Source organism: Stappia stellulata DSM 5886 (genome assembly GCF_000423705.1).
In the GTDB taxonomy this organism is placed as follows: Bacteria; Pseudomonadota; Alphaproteobacteria; order Rhizobiales; family Stappiaceae; genus Stappia; species Stappia stellulata.
On sequence record NZ_KE384083.1, the window covers coordinates 280927 to 304711 of the forward strand.

Genomic DNA, 23785 nt, shown 5'->3' on the forward strand with positions numbered 1-23785 from the left:
GCCCGGCATCACGGCTGTTCCCGCGCCTTTTCGAACCGTTTTTCGAGTTCCGCGCAAGGGTCGCCGCGCGCGGCCCCGCGTCCGGGGGTGAACCAGACATAATCGTAGAGCGCCCCGCCACCGTCGCCGACCGTCACATAGTCCGAGGGCATTGCCGCCGCCTCCCGGACCTCGACAAAGGCCACGGAAACCACGTCGCTTGCCGCTTCCCGCCAGGCCAGATAGCGCGGCACGCCAAAGTCCTTGCGCACATGTCCGGCCCCGGCGATCAGCACCGCCCCGTCCGCGCGCCCCGTCCCGGCCGCGATCATCGCATCCGCAAGGACCGCATCGCGCAACCGCTGCACTGCAACCAGCGGCGTCAGCGCGGCACGCGGCATCAATCCGCAATGACCGTCGAACAGCGTGTCGAGCAACCGGGCGTCCTCCGCCACACCGAGCGGGTTTTCCAGGGCGAGAACCGCAATCTTCTCCCCGCCGAGGCTCTCCATCCCTTCCCTTGCCAGCACGCGGCGATCCGCGCGCGGCGCATCGCCCGCAACCACGGGCAGGCCGGCACCGAGAGCGACCTCCAGGATCGGGCGATAAATCCCATAGTCCGGCCAGCCAAGCTCCGACCAGCCGACCGCCGCGCCGAACCCGGCCGCATCGTCGGGCGTTGCGGCGAGATGAGCCTCGATCCGCCCCTGCCGGTCGCGCGGGACCATTTCCAGAACCACAGCCGGGCGACGGCCTTGCGAGACGACCTGTCCCAGCAAATGGGCCTGAAGCGCATGATGGTCGGGATTGTCGTGGATCTCGCCGAGAAGCACATAGCGCGCGTCGCGCACAGCCTTTTCGACCGCACCCGCCGCCACGAAGTCGCCGTCCGCGCGCGACCAGACCTTGCCGGCGAGCGGATGCTCTGCTCCCGCCTCCAGCGTGAAGGCAGGCACCTCGGCGCGCACAGGAAACGCCGCAAGGCAGAACGCCCCGAGAAACGCGATCGTCGAATACCGGACCATGACACCTCCGCTCACTTGCTCGCAAAGACAATGTAGGCAAGAAACCCCGCCTGGCGAAGAGCCGGCGCCTTCCGGTTGACGAAAAAGTCCTTGCAGGGCAGGTAAATAAGGCAAGACGACAGACCGGACGCCCGAAAGGAACGTAGGATTGGTTGCGGACAAGTCGAAACAGGTGTTCAGCCCGCGGGACACGACCCTCTTCCCCCTCCAAATCGAGGAGGTCCGGGTTCGCCAGGGTGACACGGTCGAAGCGGGCACGGTGCTGCTGACCCTGAAAACGGCACCAGGCAAGACACTTGCGATGCGCTCGCCGCTCGCCGGCACAGTCACCCAGATCGCCGCCGGAGTGGGCGACAGTCTGGCAAACCCGCGTGCGCTGGTGATCCTGACCGAGGCCGACGACGACATGATCGACGGCGAATGGGAAGAGGCCGCCGATCATCCCTCCCCCTCGCCCGGCGACACCGCCGCGGAATCCACGGACCGGGCCCGGCCCGACACCGCATCGGACCTGCCGCCCCGCCGAGACAGTCGGAACAGGCGCGGCCCGCTTGTCGGGATCGCCGCAGGACTTGCCGCGCTGGCGCTTGCCTATCCGTTGTACGGCGAGGATCTGCTGCAGGCGCTGCGCACGACCGACCCGTCGGCTCACACGGCCTCGACCAAAGCGTCTTCCGCATCATCCGGCACCCCAACCGCCATGACGCGTGCCGCAGAAACCGCTCCCTACTCCGGCCCCCTGTCGAAAACCGCCATGCGCGCGCGCGATCTCGGGGATCAGCGGCAGGGCCTGACCGACGCGCAGCGTTTCGTCGGTCTCGGTGTCCTGCGTATCGAACGCGGCGACAGAAACTCCTTGGACTGTGAAGCGGTCGTGGTCTCGGACCGTTTCGCCGCAATCTCCACCATCTGCTACGAGCCGGCCATCGCCGAGTACGGCGAGCAGGACAACATGCGCATGTCGTTTCAGACTCTGCGCCCCATCATCGCCCGCAACGAACGCGGAGAACGGGACGAAGTACCCGGCCTTTCGCGGTTGCGACGACTGGATGTCGAGGCTCTCCACGTCTGGCCCGGCATGGTCGGGAAAGACGGCGTCGCCTCGATTGCGCTTGCCGAATTCGCAAGCGCGGCGCCCGGCTCCATCGGATCCTCCGGCTTCTGGAGGTTCACGAAAAACTCGGCGCCGCCGGTCCTCGCCTTTCGCGGCGTCGCGCTGGACGATCCCGGCCGGTACCATCGCTTGGCGCTGAATTGCCGCTACTGGCTGGCGGAGAATGCCGAGACATCCGGCAATCGCCCCCTGTCGCTTGGGACCGATCCGGACTGCGCCCGCGATGCCGGCCCGAGGCGCGGTGCGATTCGTGCCCGGCATGAAAACGGCAAGATGTACTTCGCCGGCTTCTTCACGTCCCAACGCCGCAGCGGAAAGATCGTCCGCCACGCCGTGGCATTTTCGCCCGCCGACACGGAGCTTCTGCGTCTCGCCAAAAACGGCGATGCCCTGCCCGACAACCGCATGACGGTCAGGCCGGGGAAACGACTGGAAGCGGGCGGGAAAGGCCTGGGCCTGCGCTTTTCCAACCCCTGCGACCGGACCATCGCGTTCCACATTCTCGGCTCGAACACCATGTCGGCACGGCAGCGCCTGCTGACCTACAAAGTGACCGCGGGCCGAGCCACGCCGGTCGAGTGGCATCTCGAACCGGCGTATTCCCGGATCGGCATCGGTCAGAGGGATCGTGGCCCCATCCCCGGTTCCCGACGCAAGACCTTTGACGGCAAGCGTCTCGACCTCGTTCCCTTCAAGAACAAGAGCGGGATGGAACTTCAGGTGACCGCGATCTGCGACTGAGATCGGCGACTGCCCGGCCTCACACCGCGCTCAGGTTTTCCAGCGCAAGCGCAATGCCCTGGCCGCCGCCGATGCACATGGTCACAAGCGCATAGCGCCCGCCGGTGCGTTCCAGTTCGTACATCGCCTTGACGGCGAGGATGCACCCGGTGGCCCCGACCGGATGGCCGAGCGCGATGGCCCCGCCGTTCGGATTGACCCGGTTCGACGGCAGACCCAGTTCGCGCATCACCGCGCAGGCCTGCGCTGCAAAAGCCTCGTTGGATTCGATCACGTCGAAGTCCGCCGCCGTCATCCCGGTCTTTTCAAAGAGTTTCTGCACCGCCGGCACCGGACCGATGCCCATGACATCGGGGGAAACGCCCGCATGCGCATAACCGATCAGCCGCGCCATCGGCGTCAGGCCGCGCGCCTCCGCCTGGGACCGCTCGGCCAGAACGACAGCCGCCGCCCCGTCGTTGATCCCCGAGGAGTTGCCAGCCGTCACGGAGCCATCCTTGCGGAACACGGCCCGAAGACCGCTCAGCGTCGAGGGCGACGTGTCAGGGCGCGGATGTTCGTCGGTCGCGAAAGCCACGGTCTCGCGCCCGGCGCGAACCTCGATCGGCAGGATCTGGTCGACGAACCGGCCGTCGCGGATCGCGATCCCGGCACGGTTCTGGCTGTCGACGGCAAGGGCGTCCTGCGCCTCGCGGCTGATGGTGTAGCGTTCGGCGACATTTTCCGCCGTGACACCCATGTGCCCGCCGCCGAAGGGATCGTTCAGCGCGCCGAGCATCATGTCGTGCAGCACGGCCTCGCCCATTTTCACGCCGAAACGCGCACCGGGCGAGGCATAGGGCGCACGGCTCATGGATTCCGCACCGCCGGCCAGCGCATAGTCGGTATCGCCGAGAAGGATCGACTGCGCGGCCGAAACAATCGCCTGCGCACCCGAGCCGCACAGTCGGTTGACGGTCAGCGCCGGGGTCTCGACGGGAATGCCGGCGTCCACCGCAGCGACGCGCGCGAGATACATGTCCCGGGGTTCGGTGTTGATCACATGACCGAAGACCACATGGCCGATGTCGGTCGCGGAAACGCGCGAGCGCCGGATTGCCTCGGCAGCCACCTTCGCCCCCAGTTCGCTCGGCGGCACGCTCTTGAGCGATCCCCCGAAACTCCCGATTGCCGTGCGGACACCCGAAACAAGAACAACTTCACGCTGCGTCATCTAACCCTCTTGGACTGTTGACCTTCCGCCGTCGCGGCGGCCCTGATTTTTCGGCACCCTATCGGGACTTGCGAGGAACCGCAAACAGGACCGCGACGGAGGGAAAACCTGCAACCAGAAGCTTGCAGCGACGCACACGAAAAAGCCGGGACGCTTGTCCCGGCTCTTTCCTGCTCTCGATAGAGACGCTGCTGCGTGCCGACGCTTACCGGCTGGCGGTCTCGGACAACGGGCTCGCGCCCGCTTGCCCCCGATCCGCGTTCGCCCCTGCCATCGCCCCGCTTTTTTAGAGACGCCTCGCGCGACGGGCGGAAAATCCGCCCTGGCGAGGCTTGGCGATGGCTCGGGCTTCATCCAGCGATCAATTCTGTCCGACCCGGTCAAGACCGGGCCGGATTGATCTCGCCGCCCGACCGGCTTGCGGTCTCGGACCACGGGCTGCGCCCGCTTGCCCTCGACTCGCGTTCGCCCCTGCCATCGCCCCACTTTTTAGAGACGCCTCGCGCGACGGGCGGAAAATCCGCCCTGGCGAGGCTTGGCGATGGCTCGGGCTTCATCCAGCGATCAATTCTGTCCGACCCGGTCAAGACCGGGCCGGATTGATCTCGCCGCCCGACCGGGTTGCGGTCTCGACGCGGGCTGCGCCCGCTTACCCTCGACTCGCGTTCGCCCCTGCCATCGCCCCACCGGGCGATGGCTCGGGCTTCGCCCGACCGGGGCTCACTTCATCGTTGGAATGACGAATTCGGCGCCGTCCTTGAGGCCCGACGGCCAGCGCGAGGTGACCGTCTTCGTGCGCGTGTAGAACTTGAACGAATCCGGGCCGTGCTGGTTGAGATCGCCGAAGCCCGAGCGCTTCCACCCGCCGAAGGTGTGATAGGCCAGCGGCACCGGGATCGGCACGTTGATACCGACCATGCCGATGTTGATGCGGCTGGCGAAATCGCGGGCAGTGTCGCCGTCGCGGGTAAAGATCGCCGTGCCGTTGCCGTATTCGTGGCTCATCGGCAGATCCAGCGCCTCGTCATAGTCCTTTGCGCGAACCACCGACAGAACGGGGCCGAAGATCTCTTCGGTGTAGATCGACATGTCCTTGGTCACATTGTCGAACAGGCAACCGCCCATGAAGTAGCCATTCTCGTAGCCCTGCATGGTGAAGTCGCGGCCGTCGACGGCAAGCGTCGCGCCATCCTTGACGCCCTGCTCCACCAGACCGAGCACACGGTCGCGTGCCTGTGCCGTCACCAGCGGGCCGAAGTCGACATCGTTGCCGGCCGTATAAGGACCGATCTTCAGGGCTTCGACGCGCGGGATAAGACGCTCCATCAGCGCATTGGCGGCTTCCTCGCCAACGGGCACGGCAACCGAGATCGCCATGCAGCGCTCGCCGGCGGCACCATAGCCCGCGCCGATCAGCGCATCGGCCGCCTGGTCCATGTCGGCATCCGGCATGATGATCATGTGGTTCTTGGCGCCGCCGAAGCACTGCGCGCGCTTGCCGGTCGCGGTCGCACGCGAATAGACGTAATGGGCAATCGCGGTGGAGCCGACGAAACCGACCGCCATGATGTCCGGATCGTCGAGAATGCCGTCGACGGATTCCTTGTCTCCGTTGACGACGTTGAGAATGCCCGCCGGCAGACCGGCCTCGAGCATCAGTTCGGCCAGCATGATCGGCACGGACGGATCGCGCTCCGACGGCTTCAGGATGAAGGCGTTGCCGGCGGCAATTGCCGGGCAGAACTTCCACATCGGGATCATCGCCGGGAAGTTGAACGGCGTGATGCCGGCGACGACGCCAAGCGGCTGGCGCATGGAGTACATGTCGATGCCGGGACCGGCGCCCTCGGTGAACTCGCCCTTCAGCAGGTGCGGCGCACCGATGCAGAATTCCGCGACTTCCAGACCGCGGATGACGTCGCCCTTGGCGTCGGGAATGGTCTTGCCGTGTTCGCGCGACAGGGCCTCGGCGAGCTTGTCCATGTCGCGGTGCAAGAGCGCGACGAATTTCATCAGCACGCGGGCGCGCTTCTGCGGGTTCTGTGCAGCCCAGGCCGGCTGTGCGGCGGCGGCATTCTCGACGGCGGCGCGAAGCTCTGCCTGCGAGGCGAGCGCGACCTTGGCCTGCACTTCGCCGGTTGCCGGGTTGTAGACGTCGGCATGACGCCCGGAGGTGCCTTCGACGTGCTTGCCGCCAATGAAATGTCCAATTGTCTGCATGGGTCGTTTCTCCCTTTTGGCCAAGCCGCGATTTTCACGCGTGCGGTCCCCTCGACAATGAGGCGGACGAATTGGCTGGCTCTGTATTGCCTTCGTTTTTTGTCGGATGCAATGTGAGGAAAGCCGCATCCGTTGTGCAAAAATAGAAACTCAAGCTGTCAGCGAACCAGACCGGAGCCTACATGAACTGGGACGATACGCGCATCTTCCTTGCCGTTGCACGCCATGGCCAGTTGCTGGCCGCCGCCCGGGCGCTCGGGGTCAATCACGCAACGGTTGCCCGCCGGCTGTCGGCGCTGGAAGCCGATCTCAAGGTCAAGCTCGTGGACCGGCGCACCACCGGTTCGATGCTGACGGAAGCCGGCGAGCGGTTTCTGGCCTCCGCCGAGCGGATCGAGGCGGAGATGCTGGGCGCCCGGGCGGAGATCGGCGGCGCCGATGTGGCCGTTTCCGGCACGGTGCGCATCGGCGCGCCCGACGGCTTCGGCGTCGCGTTCCTTGCGCCCCGGCTCGGCGAGCTGGCCGAGCGGCACCCGGAACTGACCCTGCAGCTGGTGCCCGTGCCGCGCGCCGTGTCGCTGTCGCGCCGCGAGGCGGATATCGCCATCACCGTCGAGCGGCCCGACCACGGCCGACTGGTTGCCAAGAAACTCGTCGACTACACGCTCGGCCTCTATGCCGCGCGGGCCTATCTGGAGCGCGAGGGCTATCCGGAGACCCCGCAGGCCCTCAAGCAGCACGCCCTGGTCGGCTATGTCGAGGATCTCGTCTATTCCGCCGCGCTTGCCTATGCCGACGAGATCGACCGAAGCTTTCAACCGCGCTTCGAGATCGCCTCCGCGCTCGGCCAGACGGAGGCGGTGCGCTCAGGTGCCGGCATCGGCATCCTGCACGCCTTCATCGCCCGCAATCACCCGGAGCTGAAGCGCGTGCTCGAAACGCAAAGGATCGACCGCAGCTACTGGCTGGTTTTGCACGAATCTTCCCGCGACCTGCGCCGGGTGCGCGTCGTCGCCGATTTCATCGCCGAACAGGTCGCACGCGACCGCGCGATCTTCACCTGACCGAAAAAATGCCGCAGACGTCCCGGACACCTACCCCCCGACGGCGGCCACCTCGACCCAGCGGCCGGACTCGAAGGACCGCGCCGCCGCATGCACGGTGCGCTCGAGCTCGATCCCCTCGGCGAAGGAAATGACCGTTGCCGGTTCACCGGCGATCGCATGCAGCAGCTCCCGACATTCGACCACCTTGAGGTCGTTGAAGCCAAGGCCATGGCCCGGCGCCGGAACAAAGCGGTCGTAAGGCGGATGCTGCGGCCCGGTGAGAACACGGGCAAAGCCTTGCTGGCGCGCATCCCCCTCGGCGCGGTAGAGCTCGACCTCGTTCATGCGCTCCTGGTCAAAGAGGATCGCCCCCTTCGATCCGAAGATCTGGAGCGCGATCCGCCCCTTGCGCCCCCAGGCGCAGCGATTGACCTGGAGGCTTGCCTGCACCCCGCCCTCCAGACGCATCAGCATGTTGGCCATGTCATGGGTTTCGACCGCACGCTGCCCGCCCGCCTCGTCGGTCCGGGTCGCATAGGGCATCGCCATGTCGCAAAAGACCCGCTCGACCCGTCCGAACAACCGCTGGATCAGCGACAGCGGGTGGACGGCGAAATCATCGAGCGCGCCATAGCCGGAAGACGCCGCATTCTTCCAGAAGAACGGCGTGTCCGGATCGGCCATGAAATCCTCGTCCATCTCCGCACGGATCTGGAACGGCGTGCCGATGGCACCCTCAGAAACCAGTCGGGCAATTTCCCGAAAAGCGGGGTTCTGGATGTAGTTGTACCCCAGGATCGCAACACGGCCGCTCCCCTCGGCCGCAGCATTCATGGCCAGCGCATCGGCGAAGGCAGGCGCCATCGGCTTTTCGCACCACACGTGCTTGCCGGCCTCCAGCGCGGCGGTCGCCATCTCGGCATGAAACTGGTTCGGCGTGGTGATCGAGACGACATCGACGGCGGGATCCGACACCAGCGTACGCCAGTCGCCGGTTGCACGCGCAAAGCCGAACTCCGCAGCCCGCGCACTTGCATAGGCGTCAGACGTTTCGCACAGCATCTCGAGCCGGGGGCGTGCGACATCGCCAAAGACGGCCCGCACGGCATTCCAGGCGAGCGCATGGCATTTGCCCATGTAGCCCGTTCCGATCAGTCCGACACCGAGCGGCGCATTCGACATTGCCATGAGGTCCTCTTTTTCCCGCTTGCGCGGCCCGGTGCGCAGGTGCGACGCCGGTCCCATCCGCTTTTTCGCGCCGGGCCGCGTTCAGCCACCGGCGACGATCTTGCGCGAGTGAAACGTAAATTCTATGGTGCGGTCAATATGGAACATACATTCTCTTCGAAAGGACCTGACGTGCTTTCCATCGCAATCATCGGAGCCGGGCGGATCGGGCAGATCCACGCGGCCAATCTCGCGGCGCGCGCGGCGGATCACAAGGACGTGACGCTGGCGGGCATCTGCGATGCCAGCGAGGCTGCGGCGCGCACGCTTGCCGCACGGCTCGAGGTGCCCGTTATCGATCTCGACGAGGCGCTGGAGGGGAGCGAATCGAACGCGGTGCTGATCGCCTCCTCGACCGACACGCATTCCGATTTCATCGAGCGGGCGGCAAAGGCCGGCAAGGCGATCTTCTGCGAAAAGCCCGTCGACCTCTCGGCCGCACGGATCGAAGGCGTGCTGGACACGGTAACCTCCGCGGGCGTGCCGCTCTTCATCGGGTTCAACCGGCGTTTCGATCCGAATTTCGCCAGCCTCCGGTCGCGGATCGACGACGGCCAGATCGGCGAGGTGGAGCTGGTGACGATCCTGTCGCGCGACCCCTCTCCGCCGCCCCTCTCCTATATCGCGCGCTCGGGCGGGTTGTTCCGGGACATGATGATCCATGATTTCGACATGGCGCGTTTTCTGCTCGGCGAAGAGCCGGTCGAGGTCCATGCGGTCGGTTCCAGCCTTGTCGATCCGGCGATCGGCGAGGCGGGCGACGTCGACACCGCTGCCGTGCTGCTGAAGACCGCAAGCGGAAAGATCGCTCAGATCTCCAACTCCCGCCGCGCCACTTACGGCTACGACCAGCGCGTCGAGGTGCACGGCCAAAAGGGCCTGTTGCGCGCCGAAAACCAGCTTGAAACCACCGTCGAACTGGCGACCGCGGCCGGTTTCACCGCCGACCCGACACAAAACTTCTTTCTGGAGCGCTATGCCGCGGCATACCGGTTGCAACTGAACGCCTTCCTGGCGGCCGCCAGAGGCGAGCGAGCGCCCAAGCCCGACGGACATGACGGGCTGATGGCGCAACGGCTGGCAGATGCGGCAACCCGGGCCGCGCAGAGCGGACAGCCGGTTCGCGTTTGACGGCGGAACGCGCGGACAATATCAGCTGTCGTCGCCGTCCCGCCCCCGGCGCAATTCGGCGGCGGCGACACACAGCGCCATTGCCAGGCACAGGGTGCCGGAGAGCGAGCGAAAGGCGCCGAGGTCCGCTTCCACCACCTCGATCACGGCGCGCGCGGACTGGATCAGCGGCGAGAACGGGGAATCTGTCAGCGCGAGCACCGGGACGCCACGCTCGGCCGCCGCGTTGGCCACATCCACCGTCAAGGACGTGTAGGGGGTGAAACTCACCGCCACCAGCAGATCCTGCGGCCCCGCCGCCCCGACCTGCTCGGGGCCGAGCGAGGCCAGATTGTCGACCAGCACCGCCGACATCCCGAGCTTGGCGAGTGCGTAGGACATATAGGCACTCACCGGAAAGGCGCGGCGTTGTCCGACGAGATAGATCACCCGCGCGTCCGCCATCATACGCGCCGCCTCTTCCATGGTATCGCCTGAGATGGAATTGCGCAGCCTGAGCAGCGAGGCGACCGCCGTATCGACGAAATCGCCGAACAGCGCATGCGCATCGCGGCTTTCGCCCGACCGACGGCGCAAGGTCTCCAGCCGCTCGTCGTAATCCGGCCAGCGTTCGCGCAACCGGGCACGAAAGACGTCCTGGAACCCCGAAAACCCCTGATAGCCGAGCGACTGGGCGAAGCGAACCAGGGTCGAGGGCTGGACGCCTGCCTGTTCCGCGATAACGGCGACCGTCCCGAAGGTTACGTCGTCGGGACGGTCGACGGCGAAAGCGGCAACTTGCGCGAGGCGCTTGGGCATGGCCGGACGGCGCGCGATCAGAAGGGCACGCAAACTGTCGTAGTCCCGCGGGGCCTCCTGCACGTCACTCATTCCATTTCCCTCTCATGTTCGCATTTGCCGGCACAATCGCCGATCTTGTCAAAAACCGCAAAGCTTCCTGCCTTCCCGAGCGTTCGCATGCGGCGATCCGGTTTTCAGCTTGACACCGCCAAAGCTAAAATGGAATAAAAATTCCAGATGCTGTTTTTTGGAATACGGCATTCCGGCAACTTCATATCGGTTGCAATCCTGCGACATTTGGGAGCCCGCAGGAGCATGCGCCCGTCGCCGCACGTCGGCGCAAGCGCCACCGGATGAAGGAGCCACCAGGGAGATTTGCCTGAAGTCCCGTTCAACGGGGTCCCCGCTACGGGGAAACTGGGAGGAAATCAAATGAAACGCTTGTTCACTCGCATGCTGTCGGCCGCCGCCGTGGTGGGGCTGAGCGCGGTTGCGCCGGTCGCACCGGCCTCCGCCGACGAGATCAATATCATCGTCGTCAGCCACGGCCAGGCCTCCGATCCTTTCTGGTCGGTGGTCAAGAACGGTGTGGCCCAGGCCGGCACCGACATGAATGTCACGGTCGACTACCGCGCGCCGGAAACCTTCGACATGGTGGCGATGGCCCAACTCATGGACGCCGCCGTCAACCAGGAGCCGCACGGCCTGATCGTCTCGATCCCGGACGCGGATGCACTGGGCGATTCCATCCGCAAGGCGGTATCCGCCGGCATCCCGGTTGTTTCGATGAACTCCGGGTCCGACGTGTCCGCCTCTCTCGGCGCGGCGCTTCATGTCGGCCAGGAAGAATATGACGCCGGCAAGAAGGCAGGCGAAAAGCTGGCCGAAATGGGTGGCAAGAAAGGGCTTTGCGTCAACCACGAGGTCGGCAACGTCTCGCTCGACCAGCGCTGCGAAGGGTTTTCCGACGGCTTCGGCGGGTCTGTCACCGTGCTTCCCACAACCAACGATCCCGGTGAGATCCTGTCCAAGGTCAAGGCCGCCATCGCCTCCGACGGCGACATCGACACCATCATGGCACTTGGCGCATCGCTCGCCGGCGAGCCGGTCGTTCAAGCCGTGAAAGACAGCGGAATGGTCAGCGACATCAACGTCGCGACCTTCGACCTGTCGGCAAACTTCCTGCAGGCGGTCGCCGACGGGGAAGCTGCCTTCGCCATCGACCAGCAGCAGTATCTGCAGGGCTACCTGCCGGTGGTGTTCCTCGCCAACCACGCCCGCTACGGCCTGATGCCGGGCGGCAATGTGCCGTCGGGTCCGAACCTGATCACCAAGGACAAGGCGGCCCAGGTGGTCGACCTTTCGGCCAAGGGCATTCGCTGAGCGGATGATCGACCGTTGACCGCCCGGGGGCGCGGCCTTGCGCCGGGCCCCCGTTTCGTTTCCGTTCCCCGTCGCGGTTCGACAGCGCCCCGGGCGCCGGCCGCGAGGAAGGCTTGCGAGGCCACAAGATGAGCGATGCAGACGCCGTGCCGGCCACACCGGCCCCGCCGGACGAACGCCTCAAGCAGACCACCCTCATGACCCGCTTGTTGCGGCGTCCGGAACTCGGCGCACTGGCGGGTCTCGTGCTGGTAACCGCGTTTTTCATGGCTGTTGCCAATCCGGCGATGTTCACGCTTGCCGGCATCATGAACTTCATGGCCCCCGCCGCCCAGCTCGGCATTCTCGCCATCGGCGCGGCATTGCTCATGGTCGGCGGTGAATTCGACCTTTCGGTTGGCTCCATGGTCGCCTTTGCAGGCCTCGCCTTCGGCACTGTGCTCGTGACCTGGGACATGCCGCTCGTCGTCGCCATCGTCGCCACACTGGTGTTTGCCGGCGGGATCGGCGCGATGAACGGCCAGATCGTGCTGCGCACCGGCCTTCCCTCCTTCATCGTCACGCTGGCGTTCCTGTTCATCCTGCGCGGGCTCACGCTCGTCGGCCTGAAATGGGCGACCGACGGCGCGACCCAGCTTCGCGGCGTCAAGGAGGCCGCCGGCGACAGTCCGATCCTGGAACTCTTCTCCGGTGAGGCCTTCGAGGGCCTTTTCGCGATGCTGGCCGCCAACGGCTGGATCGACACCTTCCGAAACGGCACGCCGAAGGTCACCGGCATGCCGGTGGAGATCTTGTGGTTTGCCGGGATCGCGCTGGTCGCCACCTGGGTGCTGCTGCGTACCAAATTCGGCAACTGGATCTTCGCCGCCGGGGGCGACGCCAATGCCGCGCGCAACTCCGGCGTTCCCGTGCGCCGGGTCAAGACGATCCTGTTCATGGCAACCGCCATGTGCGCCGCGCTCGTTGCGATCCTGACCGTGCTCGACGCCGGTTCCACCGATGCCCGGCGCGGTTTCCAGAAGGAGTTCGAGGCGATCATCGCCGCCGTGATCGGCGGTTGCCTGCTGACCGGCGGTTACGGCTCGGCCATCGGCGCGTTTCTGGGCGCGATCATCTTCGGCATGGTGCTGATCGGGCTGACCTATACCAACATCGACCAGGACTGGTATCTGGTGTTCCTCGGCGGGATGTTGCTGCTGGCGGTCCTCTTCAACAACTTCATCCGCAAGCGGGCGACGGGGGAGCGCTGAGGCCATGACCGATCCCAATTCCACACCGCTCATCGAGGTGCGCGACCTGGTCAAGCACTTCGGCTCCGTGATCGCGCTCGGCGGCGTCTCCATGAAGGTGCATCCCGGCGAAGTGCTTTGCCTGCTCGGCGACAATGGTGCCGGCAAGTCGACGTTGATCAAGACGCTGTCGGGTGTCCACGCGCCAACCTCCGGCAGCTTTCATGTCGAAGGCCGTCCGGTCTCCTTCCAGAGCCCGCGCGCGGCCCTCGATGCCGGCATCGCGACGGTCTATCAGGATCTCGCGATGATCCCGCTGATGTCGATCACCCGCAATTTCTTCATGGGCCGGGAGCCGCTGAAAGGCTTTGCACCGTTCCGCCACATGGACATGGCCCATGCCGACACGGTCACGCGCGAGGAGATGCGTCGCATCGGCATCGACGTGCGCGACCCGCAACAGGCGGTCGGAACCCTTTCGGGCGGCGAACGCCAATGCGTCGCCATCGCGCGCGCCGTCTATTTCGGCGCCAAGGTGCTGATCCTCGACGAGCCGACGTCCGCGCTCGGCGTCGCCCAGACCTCCATGGTGCTGAAATACATCAACCAGGTGCGCACCAAGGGGCTGGGGGTGATCTTCATCACCCACAACGTGCGCCATGCCTTCGCCGTCGGCAACCGCTTCACGGTGCTCAACCGCGGCAAGACGCTCGGCACCCACACCAAGGACGAGATCGACATCGACGCACTGCAGAACCTGATGGCGGGCGGCAAGGAACTCCAGGACCTCGGCGCGGAGCTCGGCGGGACGGTCTAGAAAGCCGTCCGCACCGCGCGGGTGGCACGGGCCGCTGTCACGACGCCGGCACGTGAACGACATTCCGTGATTTCAGGAAGACTGTTCACCCAAGAGACACGCTCCGTCTCCTGTTCGCTGTCTGGAATGCAGGGCGCAATCGGCTATTCTTCTGGCGAAGGGACGCTGCATGGCGCCCCTGCGAACCTGAGGAGGAGACGCCGATGACCTGGATGCCCGATCTCGACCCGACACCCGGCGATGCCAGCGCCTGCGACATGATCGACACGATCATCGTTCCCCGGGCGCGCGATCTCGGCGGCTTCGAGGTACGCCGCGCGCTGCCCTCTCCCAAACGCCAGATGATCGGCCCCTTCATCTTCTTCGACCAGATGGGACCGGCCGAGTTTCTCCACTCCGGCGGCATCGACGTGCGCCCGCATCCGCATATCGGCCTTGCCACCGTCACCTATCTGTTCGAAGGCGAAATCCATCACCGCGACAGTCTCGGCTCCGATCTGCCGATCCGCCCGGGCGACCTCAACTGGATGACGGCCGGTGCCGGCATCGTGCATTCGGAGCGCGAGGACCCGGAGCAGAAGGCACGGGCGCGCAAGCTTTTCGGGATCCAGAGCTGGGTCGCCCTGCCCAAACAAGTCGAGGAAACCGCGCCGGCCTTCGAGCATATCGGCAAGGCCGATCTACCGGTATTGAGCGACCAGGGCGCGACGGTGCGGGTGATCGCGGGCGAATTGTTCGGCGCACGCTCGCCGGTCAGGACCGCCTCGGAAACGATCTATGCCGATGTCACGCTGGAGGACGGCCGACGCCTGCCGGTCGACGCCACCCATGAGGAACGCGCGATCTACACCGTCGAGGGCACGGTCGAAATCGCCGGCGATACCTTCGACCAGGGCCAGCTTCTCGTCTTCAAGCCGGGCGACGCCATCACCGTGACGGCGCGCGGACCGGCGCGGTTCCTGATCCTCGGGGGCGAACCGATGGACGGTCCGCGCCACATCTGGTGGAATTTCGTTTCCTCCTCGAAGGAACGGATAGATCAGGCCAAGGAAGACTGGAAGCAGATGCGCTTCGATACCGTTCCCGGCGACGCGGAAGAATTCATTCCCCTGCCCGGCCGCTGACGCCGCGCGTGTCGCGCATCTGCCCGTCCGCACCGCCGACCGGCCGGTTGCGCTTGCGCTCACTCGCCCTTTCCGCCTCCCAGGCGAAGGGGGCGAAGAGTTCAGCGGGAGCAACCAGATCGACGACGGGAAACTCGACGATGACATTCACCCGCACGACATCCGGCGCGTCGCCGGTGAGATCGGGATCCTCCGGCAGAATGGTCAAGGTCATGCCGTATTGCTCGAAGGTTGCCGCGCGGTTGTCCGCCACCGCCGCCTGCACCTCCTCGGGCCACGGCCAGCCGTAACGCGCGCCGACCGCGTCGAGCACCCGCATCAGCGAGGCGCGCGCCTGGCGAACGGTCGCCGGATTTTCCGCATTCAGCTTGATGCGCACGGTGTTGAGCGAAATCTCGCTTTGACCGCGCAAGTTGACGAAAAGGGTCGCCTTGCGACCGTCCGACAAGCTGCGACCAAGAACGACCAGCTCGCTCGCGCAATACCAAAATCCGGCCACGAAGGGATCCGGCTTCCAGTCGGACATCGGCACGCCGAGACCGGAGATCGCCGCGCAGAGATCTGCCGGATGGCCGCCATAGACGCGCTTGAAGACGGCGGGTCGGTCGAGCTCGGGCCGCAGCAGCCGCGCCCGCTCGTCCGACGGGATCCCGGCCAACGCATCGGCGGGCAGATCCGGCGCGATCTCCGCCGACGGCGGCGGCTCCGGCGCCTCCCCCACCACGCCGGAGGCAATCGCAACGGCGAGCGCGACGGCCGCGACCCCGCCCAGCACCATCAGGCCCCGGCGAAGCGTCTGCCGTCGATGCAGGCTGGCAAGCGTCTGGCGTCCGCTTTCGCCCTCCGCAAGCGTCGCTCCGGACCCGCCTGACGTCGCGTCCTCGGTGTTTTGCCAAATCGTCTTCGGCACGTCCCGCCCTTCACTGCGAAAAACGCTGTCTGCGCGCTGGAAAGCCACCGTAGAGTGATGCACCATGCGCATGGACACCCGGCGCAAGTTTGTGGTCGCCAGGCCCTGTCCTATCACGGGAGGTCACATGCTGGAGGCGCTTTTTCGGCGCGTCGACGACAAGCGCGACGAGCTTGTGCGGCTGACACAGGATCTGATCCGCATCCCGACCGTCAATCCTCCGGGCGAAGCCTATACGCCTTGCGCGGAGTTCATCGGCAACCGGCTGGCAGCGCGCGGTTTCCAGGTGGTCTACATGCGCGGCGAGGACACCCCCGGCGACAGCACCCGCTATCCGCGTACCAATGTGGTGGCGCGCTTCGAGGGCCGACGGCCCGGCCCTTGCGTTCATTTCAATTCCCACATCGATGTGGTCGAGGCCGGTCACGGCTGGAGCGTCGACCCTTTCGCCGGCCTCGTGCGCGACGGCAAGATCTTCGGACGCGGCGCCTGCGACATGAAGGGCGGGCTTGCCGCCTCGATCATCGCCATCGAGGCCCTTCTGGAAGCCATGCCGGAGTTTCCCGGCGCCATCGAGATCTCCGGCACGGTCGACGAGGAATCCGGCGGCTTCGGCGGCGTTGCCTATCTGGCGTCCAAGGGGCTGTTCTCCAAACCGCGCGTCGATCACGTGATCATTCCCGAACCGCTCAACAAGGACCGCATATGCCTCGGTCATCGCGGTGTGTGGTGGGCGGAGATCGAAACGCGCGGCTCCATCGCCCACGGGTCGATGCCGTTTCTGGGCGACTGCGCCGTGCGCCACATGGGAGCCGTGCTGGAACGCTTCGAGCGCGACCTCTATCCCAAGCTTGCCGGCAAGCACACCGACATGCCGGTGGTGCCGGAGGGCGCGCGCTCCTCCACGCTCAACATCAATTCCATGCATGGCGGGCAGCCGGAAGGCTTCGACGGCCTGCCCTCGCCTTGCGTTCCCGACAGTTGCCGAATGGTGATCGACCGCCGCTACCTGATCGAGGAAAGCCTGGAGGAGGTGAAGGGCGAGGTGATGGACATCCTCGACGATCTGGCCCGCACGCGCGAAAAATTCGACTATCGCATCCGCGACCTCATGGAGGTGATCCCGACGATGACCGACCGCGACGCTCCGGTGGTGCGCGCGGTCGCCGACGGCATTCGCGACGTGCTGTCGAAAGCGCCCGACTACGTGATCTCTCCAGGCACCTACGACCAGAAGCATATCGCCCGCATCGGCCATCTGCATGATTGCATCGCCTACGGACCGGGCATTCTGGACATGGCGCACCGGCCGGATGAATTCGTCGGCATCGACGACATGGTCGACAGCGCCAAGGTGATGGCGCAAGCGACCGTGGCGCTCCTGACCGGCGGGCGCTAGGCTAGACCCCAAGACGATACGGGACGGCCCTTTGCGCCCGATCCCGAACGCGGCACGGAAACGGGAGACTTTTCGATGATGGCATTCTTCAACCGGCGCACGGTCCTTGCAGCCGGTCTCGTGATCGGCGCGGCCACCGCATTCGGCCCGGCCCCCGCGCAAGCCGCCCGCACCGACCTGGTGCTTGGCGTGCGTCTGGAGCCGCCGCATCTCGACCCGACCGCAGGTGCTGCCGCGGCAATCGACGAGATCACCTACGCGAACATCTTCGAGGGCCTGACCCGGATCGACAAGGAGGGCGCCGTGCAGCCCTGGCTGGCGAAGAGCTGGTCGATCTCCGAGGACGGGTTGACCTATACATTTTCGCTCCAGGAGGGCGTGACCTTCCATGACGGCACGACGTTCGACGCGGAGGACGTGAAGTTCTCGCTCGACCGCGCCCGCGCCGAGGACAGCACCAATGCGCAGAAGCCGCTGTTTTCCGGCATCGAAAGCGTCGAGGTCGTCGATCCCCTGACCGTGAAAGTGACGCTCGCCCGGCCGAACGGCGGTTTCCTCTTCAACCTCGGCTGGGGCGATGCCGCGATGGTGGCGCCGGAAAGTGCAGACACCAACAAGACGAAGCCGGTCGGTACGGGGCCGTTCCGCTTCTCCAACTGGGCGCAGGGCGACAATGTCGAGATCGTGCGCCACGACGCCTATTGGGGCGATCCGGTGGCGCTGGAGAAAGCCACCTTCAAGATCATCGCCGATCCGGCAGCGGCGCTTGCCTCGCTTCTGGCCGGCGACGTCGACGCCTTCCCGATCTTCCTGGCGCCTGAAAACCTGCCGATGCTGGAGGTCGACCCGCGCTTCACCGTCGCCGTCGGCACCACCGAGGGCGAAACCATCCTCGCGATGAACAACAAGGCCGGGCCGCTTGCCGATGTGCGGGTGCGCCGGGCGATCTCGCATGCCGTCGACCGGCAGGCGATCATCGACGGGGCGATGTTCGGCATCGGCACACAGATCGGCACGCATTTCGCCCCGCACCACCCGGCCTATCTCGACCTGACCGAGACCTATCCGCTCGATCTCGACAAGGCGAAGGCGTTGCTTGCCGAGGCCGGCTATCCGGACGGCTTCACCGCGACGCTCAAGCTGCCGCCCCCGATCTACGCCCGGCGCGGCGGCGAGTTGATTGCCTCGGACCTCAAGAAGATCGGGGTTGACCTGGAGATCGTGCCGCTGGAATGGGCACAGTGGCTGTCGGAGGTGTTCAAGGGCAAGGACTTCGACTTCACCATCGTCTCGCACACCGAACCGATGGACATCGGCATCTACGGGCGCAAGGATTACTATTTCCAGTACGACAGCGCCCGTTTCGACGAGACGATGGCCAAGCTGGACAACGCCTCGGCCACGGATGAACGCTACGCATTGATGGGCGAAGCGCAAAAGATCATCACCGAGGATGCGGTCAACGCCTATCTGTTCCAGCTCGCGAAGGCGGGCGTCTGGGCGTCGGGGCTGAACGGCCTGTGGGTCAACGCCCCGATCCAGGCGAACGACCTGACGGGTGTTTCCTGGGACTGATCCGCACGGCCCTGATGCGGGTCCGGCAGCGATGATCGAAGGGCGGAGGCGATGGCTCCCTCCGCCCTTTTCGTTTTGTGACAATGCGAAGCGAAGTTTGCAATCCCCGCCGCGCAAATCGCGACGGGGCGCGGGACGTCCGCGTGCCGTCTCAGGCGGCGTGGTCGGTCTTGCGCGGCACAAGCGCCCGCATGATGTCCGACATCAGCAGCGTGCCGACGGGCTTGCCGTCCCGCATCACGCGGAACCGCGGCGACAGCGCCCCTTCCGCCTTTTCGATCACGCTTTCCAGATTGTCGTTGTGATCGATCTCGCCAGCGATCTCGCCGTCGACAGGGTCCGTGCGCATCACCGAGCGCGCGCGCAGCACGCGGGCACGGTTGATGTCGGCCACGAAGTCCGCGATGTAGGCATCCGCCGGATTGAGCAGGATATGCTGCGGCTCGCCCTGCTGGACAACCGCGCCATCGTTCAAGATCACCAGATGATCGGCGAGCTTCAGCGCCTCGTCGAGATCATGAGTAATGAAGACGATGGTCTTGCGCAGTTCGGCCTGAAGCTCGATCAGGAGATCCTGCATGTCGGTGCGGATCAGCGGATCAAGCGCAGAAAACGCCTCGTCCATCAACATGATCGGCGCATTGGAGGTCAGCGCGCGGGCAATGCCGACGCGCTGCTGCATGCCGCCGGAAAGCTGATGGGGAAACTGCCCGCCGAGACCGCCGAGGCCGACACGCTCCAGCCAGCGTTCCGCCTCTGCCTCGTACTCCTTGCGTTTCCTGCCGCGCGTGGCCAGGGCGAGGCCTGCGTTGTCGAGGACGGTGCGATGCGGCAGCAGGGCGAACTTCTGGAAGACCATCGACATGGTCTCGCGACGCATCTGGCGCAGACGCGCCTCGTCCCACTCCAGAATGTTCTCGCCGTCGAGACACACCTCGCCGGCGGTCGGTTCGATCAGCCGGTTGAAGTGACGGATCAGCGTCGACTTGCCCGATCCCGACAGCCCCATGATCACCGTGATCTCGGTCTCGCGGATGTCGACATTGATGTCGCGCAGGCCGAGCACGTGGTTTTGGTTTTCCAGCAGGTCCGCCTTGCTCGTGCCTTGGCGGACCGCTTCCATCGCTGTCGCGGGATCGTCCCCGAAGATCTTGTAGAGGTGGCGGATCGATACTTTTACCTGATTGGTCATCGCATGCTCCTAGCGGCTGGACTGGCTGGCATCGACGCGGGCGAGTGCCGCCTTCGTGACGCGATCGAGCAGGATGGCGATCATCACGATGCCGAAGCCTGCAACCAGACCGACACCGAGTTCCAGGTTGCGAATGCCGCGCAGCACCAGCACGCCGAGGCCGGGGGCGGACACCAGCGAGGCGATCACCACCATGGCGAGGCTCATCATGATGGTCTGGTTCACGCCAGCCATGATGTTGGGCAGGGCCAGCGGGATCTGGACGCCGAAGAGCTTCTGCCGGCTGGTCATACCGAACGCGTCCGCAGCCTCGACCACGCTCTGGTCGACCAGGCGGATGCCGAGATCCGTGAGACGAATGACCGGAACGATGGCGTAGAGGATGATGGCAATGCCGTAGAGCTTCGGCTCCGTCACGGAGAACAGGAAGATCAACGGGATCAGGTAAACGAAGGGCGGCAACGTCTGCAGCATGTCCAGAATGGGGATGCCAATGCGTTGCATCCGGTCGGACCGCGACATCGCGATGCCGATCGGGACACCGAAGAGGACGCAGATGAAGGCGCAGACAAAGATGATGGCGAGCGTTTCCATCGCCGGCTCATAGTGGTCGATGAACGCAAGCAGTCCGAGGGTGGCGGCGACAAACCCGACCACTTTCCAGGACCGGGCGACCAGAAAGCTCAACAGAAGCAGGACCGGAATGACGATCCACCAGGGGGTGGAGGTCATCATCCAGATCATGTCGCTGAGCATCCAGCTCAAGGGCTGCGTCAGCGGGTCGATGACAATGCGCAAACCGTCGCGAATGGCCAGGAACCCCTGCTCGAGCCCGAGCGTCAGATCGCGGGTCTGCGGGATCGCGCCGCAGGCCTCATGAAGCGCATCCAGGGAAGGAAAGGGAAGATCGCGAAGGGATGCCGCGCTGGCGTCATCGCTGCCGGTCTCCGCCATCAGGTCGGCCATGGACATCGGCCCGTCGTTGCTGGAGGCATCGCACCACGTCCTCAGCCCGAGCGCATCGAACACACCGTCATAGGTAGCCATTGATTGATCCGGACCTGATGAGGCCCGCCCTTGTTGTTGTTGTTGCAAGACAAGGTGTTGCAATGAAAAGGACGGAGCCGGGTCCGGCTCCGTCCGCAGATTCGAAGGGGTGTCCCCTCGTGGCAGCTCCCGCTTACTGGAGCAGCTTCGCCAGGCGCTCGCGCGCCCCGTCGCTGAGCCAGGGGCCCCACTCGTCCTGATGGTTGGTGAGGTAGTAGACAGCGGCCTCTTCGGCAGAGGCGTTGTTCTCGTCCTTCCAGGCAAGCAGTGCGCTCATCGTGTCTGTCTTGAAGGACATCTTCGACATGAGATCGGCGATCTCCGGCTCACGCTGCTCAAGTTCGGTCAGCACGGCCGTGAAGATCTTGGCGGTCGGGAAATCGGACGGCTTGGGATCCGGATTTTCCTTGTTCTGATTGGCGGTATGAGCCGCCTCGTCGTACTCGCCGAGGTCCACCTTCACCATGTCGAACTTGCCGAGCGGAACGGTCGGGCCCCAGTAGTAGCCGAACCAGGGCTCGTTATCCGCGTAGGCCGCGGCCATGGAAGAGGCCAGGGTCTCGCCGGAGCCGTGGTTGAATACCTCAATGCCGGAGGATTCCAGATCGAAGGCACGGATCAGGTTGTCGCTGACAACCCGGCAGCCCCAGCCTTCCGGGCAGTTGTTGAACCGGCCACCAACGAGCTCGGGATTGGCCATCACGCCTTCGATGGTTGCGAGTTCGGGATGCTTCTCGACCAGATAGGCCGGCAGCCACCAGCCCTCGATGCCGCCCGGCACCAGCACTTCGCCGGACTGCTTGAGCTTGCCTTCCGAGATGAGCCGATCATAGACATCGCCCACGGAGTTCTGCCAAAGCTCGGTCACGATGTCCGGCTCGCCGTTTTCGGCAACCGAAGCCATCGCAGGCACGGTGTCGGAAGGAACGGCCGAAACGGTGCAGCCGTAACCCTGCTCCATGATGAACTTCGCAACGGTGGTCACGATCTCGGCCGAAGCCCAGTTCATCTGGGTGATGGACACCTCTCCGCAAGTGGCCTCCTGAGCCTGCGCCGAAAGCGGCAGCAGACACGAAGCCGCGAGAGCGGCCGCCGTCAAGGTCAGTTTCCGCATGAAATCATCCTGAGTTTTTAAGGGAAGAAATAACGATCGCGACAGCAAGCAACACCATCGAACGAAAGACGGCGGCGCCAGCACAGCGGCACCGCGTCGCTCGAAACAGCGTCTTTCAAGTTTCCCGATCATTGCAATTCTGTATAATCTGACAAAGGTGAAAACTCAAATTCGGTTGAAATGCTTATTCACCTCAACAATCAGAATAGGCAGGAAAAAGGCACTCTCCAATTGAGAGCCTCGCCATTTTCAACCCTCCCCGAAACTCGCGCCAAACCGCTCTATATTGCGATTGGACGCTACGTAAACTTGATCATGCATCAAGCGACTCCCAAACACCTTCATCGATCTTTTTTTCCGTCGCCGCGCCCTGTGGAAGACTCTCCGGAACCCGGACGGCAAAAGAGAGAGAATCCGACCGTTGTCGCCGCATGCACGCATGTCTTTGCTTGATCGCGGTTCCGCGCTAGGCTCGACCCGGTGCCTCTGCCCCCCGCGTTTTTCCTGCTCCCTCGCCTCATGCGACGAAGGTCCGCTCCTGGATGCTGGTTTATGCTGCCACACGCTTCGCCAGCCTCGCTGCGACCCTTCTCGTCGCGACGCTTCTGGTGTTCGTGGTGCTGGAGATCCTGCCGGGCGACCCGGCCCAGCTGATGCTGGGACTGAACGCGCAGGAGGACACGCTTGCCGCGCTCAGGAGTGAAATGGGCCTCGACCGCCCCGCCTGGGCCCGCTACCTCGCCTGGATCGGCGGTTTCGCGACCGGGGACCTCGGCACGTCCTACACATATTCCGTCCCGGTCGCCGATCTCGTGGCGGATCGCGCCGTCGTCTCCCTGCCGCTGGCGATGATCGCGCTGGCGCTCTCCACCGTCATTGCCATTCCCGTCGGCGTTTATGCCGCGCGCCACCGTGGCGGCTGGCAGGACGGCGGCATCATGGCGCTGACGCAGATCGGGATCGCGATCCCGAATTTCTGGTTCGCCATGCTGCTGGTCTATGTCTTTGCCGTATCGCTCAGACTGGTGCCCTCCGGCGGCTTTCCGGGCTGGGAGGCCGGCGTCGGCCCCGCCCTGCAAGCGCTGGCGCTGCCGGCCGTCGCGCTAGCGCTGCCGCAGGCGGCGATCCTCGCCCGCGTCATGCGCTCCGCGCTGATCGATGTGCTGCACGAAGACTACGTGCGCACGGCGCGTGCCAAGGGCCTGACCCGCCATGCAACGCTGTGGCGCCATGCGGTGCGCAATGCCTTCATTCCGGTGCTGACCATCCTCGGCCTGCAATTCTCCTTCCTGATCGCCGGCACGATCATCATCGAAAACGTCTTCTATCTGCCGGGATTGGGACGGCTGATCTTCCAGGCGATCACCCAGCGCGACCTGATCGTGGTGAAGAGCGTCGTCGTGCTGCTGGTCGGCACCGTGATCCTCGTGACCTTCCTCGTCGACATGGCTTATGCCGCGGCCGACCCGCGGCTGAGAAAACGGTGAGCCCGTGAGCCAGACCCCGCCCGCCCTGCCGT

At 65.1% G+C, this 23785-nt stretch carries 19 protein-coding genes; 10 read left to right on the plus strand and 9 right to left on the minus strand.

Going from position 1 to position 23785, the window contains the following annotated elements; all coding sequences use genetic code 11:
- Nucleotides 1-8: 8 nt before the first annotated feature.
- On the minus strand, nucleotides 9-1004 hold the full coding sequence (locus G572_RS0118415) for a ChaN family lipoprotein (RefSeq protein WP_029059731.1): 996 nt from the start codon (nucleotides 1002-1004) through the stop codon (nucleotides 9-11).
- A 148-nt stretch (nucleotides 1005-1152) separates the two neighbouring features.
- Here G572_RS0118415 and G572_RS0118420 point away from each other — a divergent pair, with 148 nt between their 5' ends.
- A complete protein-coding gene (locus G572_RS0118420; RefSeq protein ID WP_029059732.1) occupies nucleotides 1153-2859 on the plus strand; it encodes a hypothetical protein in 1707 nt (568 codons plus the stop codon).
- 19 nt (nucleotides 2860-2878) lie between these two features.
- Here the strand turns inward: G572_RS0118420 and G572_RS0118425 are convergent, their stop codons facing one another.
- Both G572_RS0118425 and G572_RS0118430 read right to left on the minus strand, forming a co-directional pair.
- Nucleotides 2879-4072: an acetyl-CoA C-acyltransferase family protein gene (locus tag G572_RS0118425; RefSeq protein WP_029059733.1), complete on the minus strand. Its 1194-nt coding sequence runs from the start codon at nucleotides 4070-4072 to the stop codon at nucleotides 2879-2881.
- A gap of 720 nt (nucleotides 4073-4792) precedes the next feature.
- Nucleotides 4793-6292, minus strand: coding sequence for a CoA-acylating methylmalonate-semialdehyde dehydrogenase (locus G572_RS0118430; protein WP_029059734.1), 1500 nt, complete (start codon nucleotides 6290-6292; stop codon nucleotides 4793-4795).
- Between the two features lie 182 nt (nucleotides 6293-6474).
- Between G572_RS0118430 and G572_RS0118435 the strand changes: the two genes are divergently transcribed.
- Entirely contained in the window at nucleotides 6475-7356 is an 882-nt protein-coding gene (locus tag G572_RS0118435) for a LysR family transcriptional regulator (RefSeq protein ID WP_037547429.1), read from the plus strand.
- Nucleotides 7357-7386: 30 nt separating this feature from the next.
- On the opposite strand, the gene G572_RS0118440 is transcribed toward G572_RS0118435, so the two are convergent.
- Complete coding sequence (locus G572_RS0118440) at nucleotides 7387-8520, minus strand: Gfo/Idh/MocA family protein (RefSeq protein WP_037547634.1); 1134 nt, start codon at nucleotides 8518-8520, stop codon at nucleotides 7387-7389.
- 177 nt (nucleotides 8521-8697) lie between these two features.
- On the opposite strand from G572_RS0118440, the gene iolG reads away from it, so the two are divergent.
- Complete coding sequence (gene iolG / locus G572_RS0118445; protein ID WP_029059737.1) at nucleotides 8698-9696, plus strand: inositol 2-dehydrogenase; 999 nt, start codon at nucleotides 8698-8700, stop codon at nucleotides 9694-9696.
- Between the two features lie 21 nt (nucleotides 9697-9717).
- Here iolG and G572_RS0118450 read toward each other — a convergent pair whose 3' ends face one another.
- Nucleotides 9718-10566 (minus strand): MurR/RpiR family transcriptional regulator, encoded by an 849-nt coding sequence (locus G572_RS0118450; protein WP_029059738.1) that lies wholly within the window; start codon nucleotides 10564-10566, stop codon nucleotides 9718-9720.
- A 342-nt stretch (nucleotides 10567-10908) separates the two neighbouring features.
- Between G572_RS0118450 and G572_RS0118460 the strand changes: the two genes are divergently transcribed.
- The 4 genes from G572_RS0118460 to G572_RS0118475 all read left to right on the plus strand — a co-directional run bounded on the left by G572_RS0118460 (nucleotide 10909) and on the right by G572_RS0118475 (nucleotide 15029).
- Entirely contained in the window at nucleotides 10909-11859 is a 951-nt protein-coding gene (locus G572_RS0118460; protein ID WP_029059739.1) for a sugar ABC transporter substrate-binding protein, read from the plus strand.
- A 128-nt stretch (nucleotides 11860-11987) separates the two neighbouring features.
- Nucleotides 11988-13109 carry an ABC transporter permease gene (locus G572_RS0118465; RefSeq protein WP_029059740.1) on the plus strand — a complete coding sequence of 374 codons (1122 nt, stop codon included), beginning with the start codon at nucleotides 11988-11990 and terminating at the stop codon, nucleotides 13107-13109.
- Between the two features lie 4 nt (nucleotides 13110-13113).
- Nucleotides 13114-13905, plus strand: coding sequence for an ATP-binding cassette domain-containing protein (locus G572_RS0118470; protein WP_029059741.1), 792 nt, complete (start codon nucleotides 13114-13116; stop codon nucleotides 13903-13905).
- Between the two features lie 203 nt (nucleotides 13906-14108).
- A complete protein-coding gene (locus G572_RS0118475) occupies nucleotides 14109-15029 on the plus strand; it encodes a pirin family protein (RefSeq protein WP_029059742.1) in 921 nt (306 codons plus the stop codon).
- Here the strand turns inward: G572_RS0118475 and G572_RS0118480 are convergent.
- Nucleotides 15007-15939 carry a DUF6030 family protein gene (locus tag G572_RS0118480; protein ID WP_037547431.1) on the minus strand — a complete coding sequence of 311 codons (933 nt, stop codon included), beginning with the start codon at nucleotides 15937-15939 and terminating at the stop codon, nucleotides 15007-15009. The genes G572_RS0118475 and G572_RS0118480 overlap by 23 nt on opposite strands.
- A 127-nt stretch (nucleotides 15940-16066) precedes the next feature.
- Between G572_RS0118480 and G572_RS0118485 the strand changes: the two genes are divergently transcribed.
- A complete protein-coding gene (locus G572_RS0118485; RefSeq protein ID WP_029059744.1) occupies nucleotides 16067-17338 on the plus strand; it encodes an acetylornithine deacetylase/succinyl-diaminopimelate desuccinylase family protein in 1272 nt (423 codons plus the stop codon).
- A 75-nt stretch (nucleotides 17339-17413) separates the two neighbouring features.
- Nucleotides 17414-18913, plus strand: a complete 1500-nt coding sequence (locus tag G572_RS0118490; protein ID WP_029059745.1) for an ABC transporter substrate-binding protein — start codon at nucleotides 17414-17416, stop codon at nucleotides 18911-18913.
- 151 nt (nucleotides 18914-19064) lie between these two features.
- Here the strand turns inward: G572_RS0118490 and G572_RS0118495 are convergent, their stop codons facing one another.
- From G572_RS0118495 to G572_RS0118505, 3 genes are all read right to left on the minus strand, one after another.
- Nucleotides 19065-20105 carry a quaternary amine ABC transporter ATP-binding protein gene (locus tag G572_RS0118495; protein WP_029059746.1) on the minus strand — a complete coding sequence of 347 codons (1041 nt, stop codon included), beginning with the start codon at nucleotides 20103-20105 and terminating at the stop codon, nucleotides 19065-19067.
- 9 nt (nucleotides 20106-20114) lie between these two features.
- Nucleotides 20115-21152: an ABC transporter permease gene (locus G572_RS0118500; RefSeq protein ID WP_029059747.1), complete on the minus strand. Its 1038-nt coding sequence runs from the start codon at nucleotides 21150-21152 to the stop codon at nucleotides 20115-20117.
- A gap of 133 nt (nucleotides 21153-21285) precedes the next feature.
- Nucleotides 21286-22266, minus strand: a complete 981-nt coding sequence (locus G572_RS0118505; protein ID WP_029059748.1) for an ABC transporter substrate-binding protein — start codon at nucleotides 22264-22266, stop codon at nucleotides 21286-21288.
- A gap of 542 nt (nucleotides 22267-22808) precedes the next feature.
- Between G572_RS0118505 and G572_RS0118510 the strand changes: the two genes are divergently transcribed.
- Nucleotides 22809-23753 (plus strand): ABC transporter permease, encoded by a 945-nt coding sequence (locus tag G572_RS0118510; protein WP_029059749.1) that lies wholly within the window; start codon nucleotides 22809-22811, stop codon nucleotides 23751-23753.
- Nucleotides 23754-23785 lie beyond the last annotated feature (32 nt).

What these genes read in the sequence shown, in the direction of transcription:
- G572_RS0118490 (WP_029059745.1), top strand. Translation starts at nt 17,414, where the DNA reads ATGATGGCATTCTTCAACCGGCGCACGGTCCTTGCAGCCGGTCTCGTG.
- G572_RS0118485 (WP_029059744.1), top strand. Translation starts at nt 16,067, where the DNA reads ATGCTGGAGGCGCTTTTTCGGCGCGTCGACGACAAGCGCGACGAGCTT.
- G572_RS0118440 (WP_037547634.1), bottom strand. Translation starts at nt 8,520, where the DNA reads ATGTCGAATGCGCCGCTCGGTGTCGGACTGATCGGAACGGGCTACATG.
- G572_RS0118465 (WP_029059740.1), top strand. Translation starts at nt 11,988, where the DNA reads ATGAGCGATGCAGACGCCGTGCCGGCCACACCGGCCCCGCCGGACGAA.
- G572_RS0118505 (WP_029059748.1), bottom strand. Translation starts at nt 22,266, where the DNA reads ATGCGGAAACTGACCTTGACGGCGGCCGCTCTCGCGGCTTCGTGTCTG.
- G572_RS0118430 (WP_029059734.1), bottom strand. Translation starts at nt 6,292, where the DNA reads ATGCAGACAATTGGACATTTCATTGGCGGCAAGCACGTCGAAGGCACC.
- G572_RS0118450 (WP_029059738.1), bottom strand. Translation starts at nt 10,566, where the DNA reads ATGAGTGACGTGCAGGAGGCCCCGCGGGACTACGACAGTTTGCGTGCC.
- G572_RS0118460 (WP_029059739.1), top strand. Translation starts at nt 10,909, where the DNA reads ATGAAACGCTTGTTCACTCGCATGCTGTCGGCCGCCGCCGTGGTGGGG.
- G572_RS0118415 (WP_029059731.1), bottom strand. Translation starts at nt 1,004, where the DNA reads ATGGTCCGGTATTCGACGATCGCGTTTCTCGGGGCGTTCTGCCTTGCG.
- G572_RS0118425 (WP_029059733.1), bottom strand. Translation starts at nt 4,072, where the DNA reads ATGACGCAGCGTGAAGTTGTTCTTGTTTCGGGTGTCCGCACGGCAATC.
- G572_RS0118500 (WP_029059747.1), bottom strand. Translation starts at nt 21,152, where the DNA reads ATGGCTACCTATGACGGTGTGTTCGATGCGCTCGGGCTGAGGACGTGG.
- G572_RS0118510 (WP_029059749.1), top strand. Translation starts at nt 22,809, where the DNA reads ATGCTGGTTTATGCTGCCACACGCTTCGCCAGCCTCGCTGCGACCCTT.
- G572_RS0118435 (WP_037547429.1), top strand. Translation starts at nt 6,475, where the DNA reads ATGAACTGGGACGATACGCGCATCTTCCTTGCCGTTGCACGCCATGGC.
- G572_RS0118495 (WP_029059746.1), bottom strand. Translation starts at nt 20,105, where the DNA reads ATGACCAATCAGGTAAAAGTATCGATCCGCCACCTCTACAAGATCTTC.
- G572_RS0118475 (WP_029059742.1), top strand. Translation starts at nt 14,109, where the DNA reads ATGACCTGGATGCCCGATCTCGACCCGACACCCGGCGATGCCAGCGCC.
- G572_RS0118470 (WP_029059741.1), top strand. Translation starts at nt 13,114, where the DNA reads ATGACCGATCCCAATTCCACACCGCTCATCGAGGTGCGCGACCTGGTC.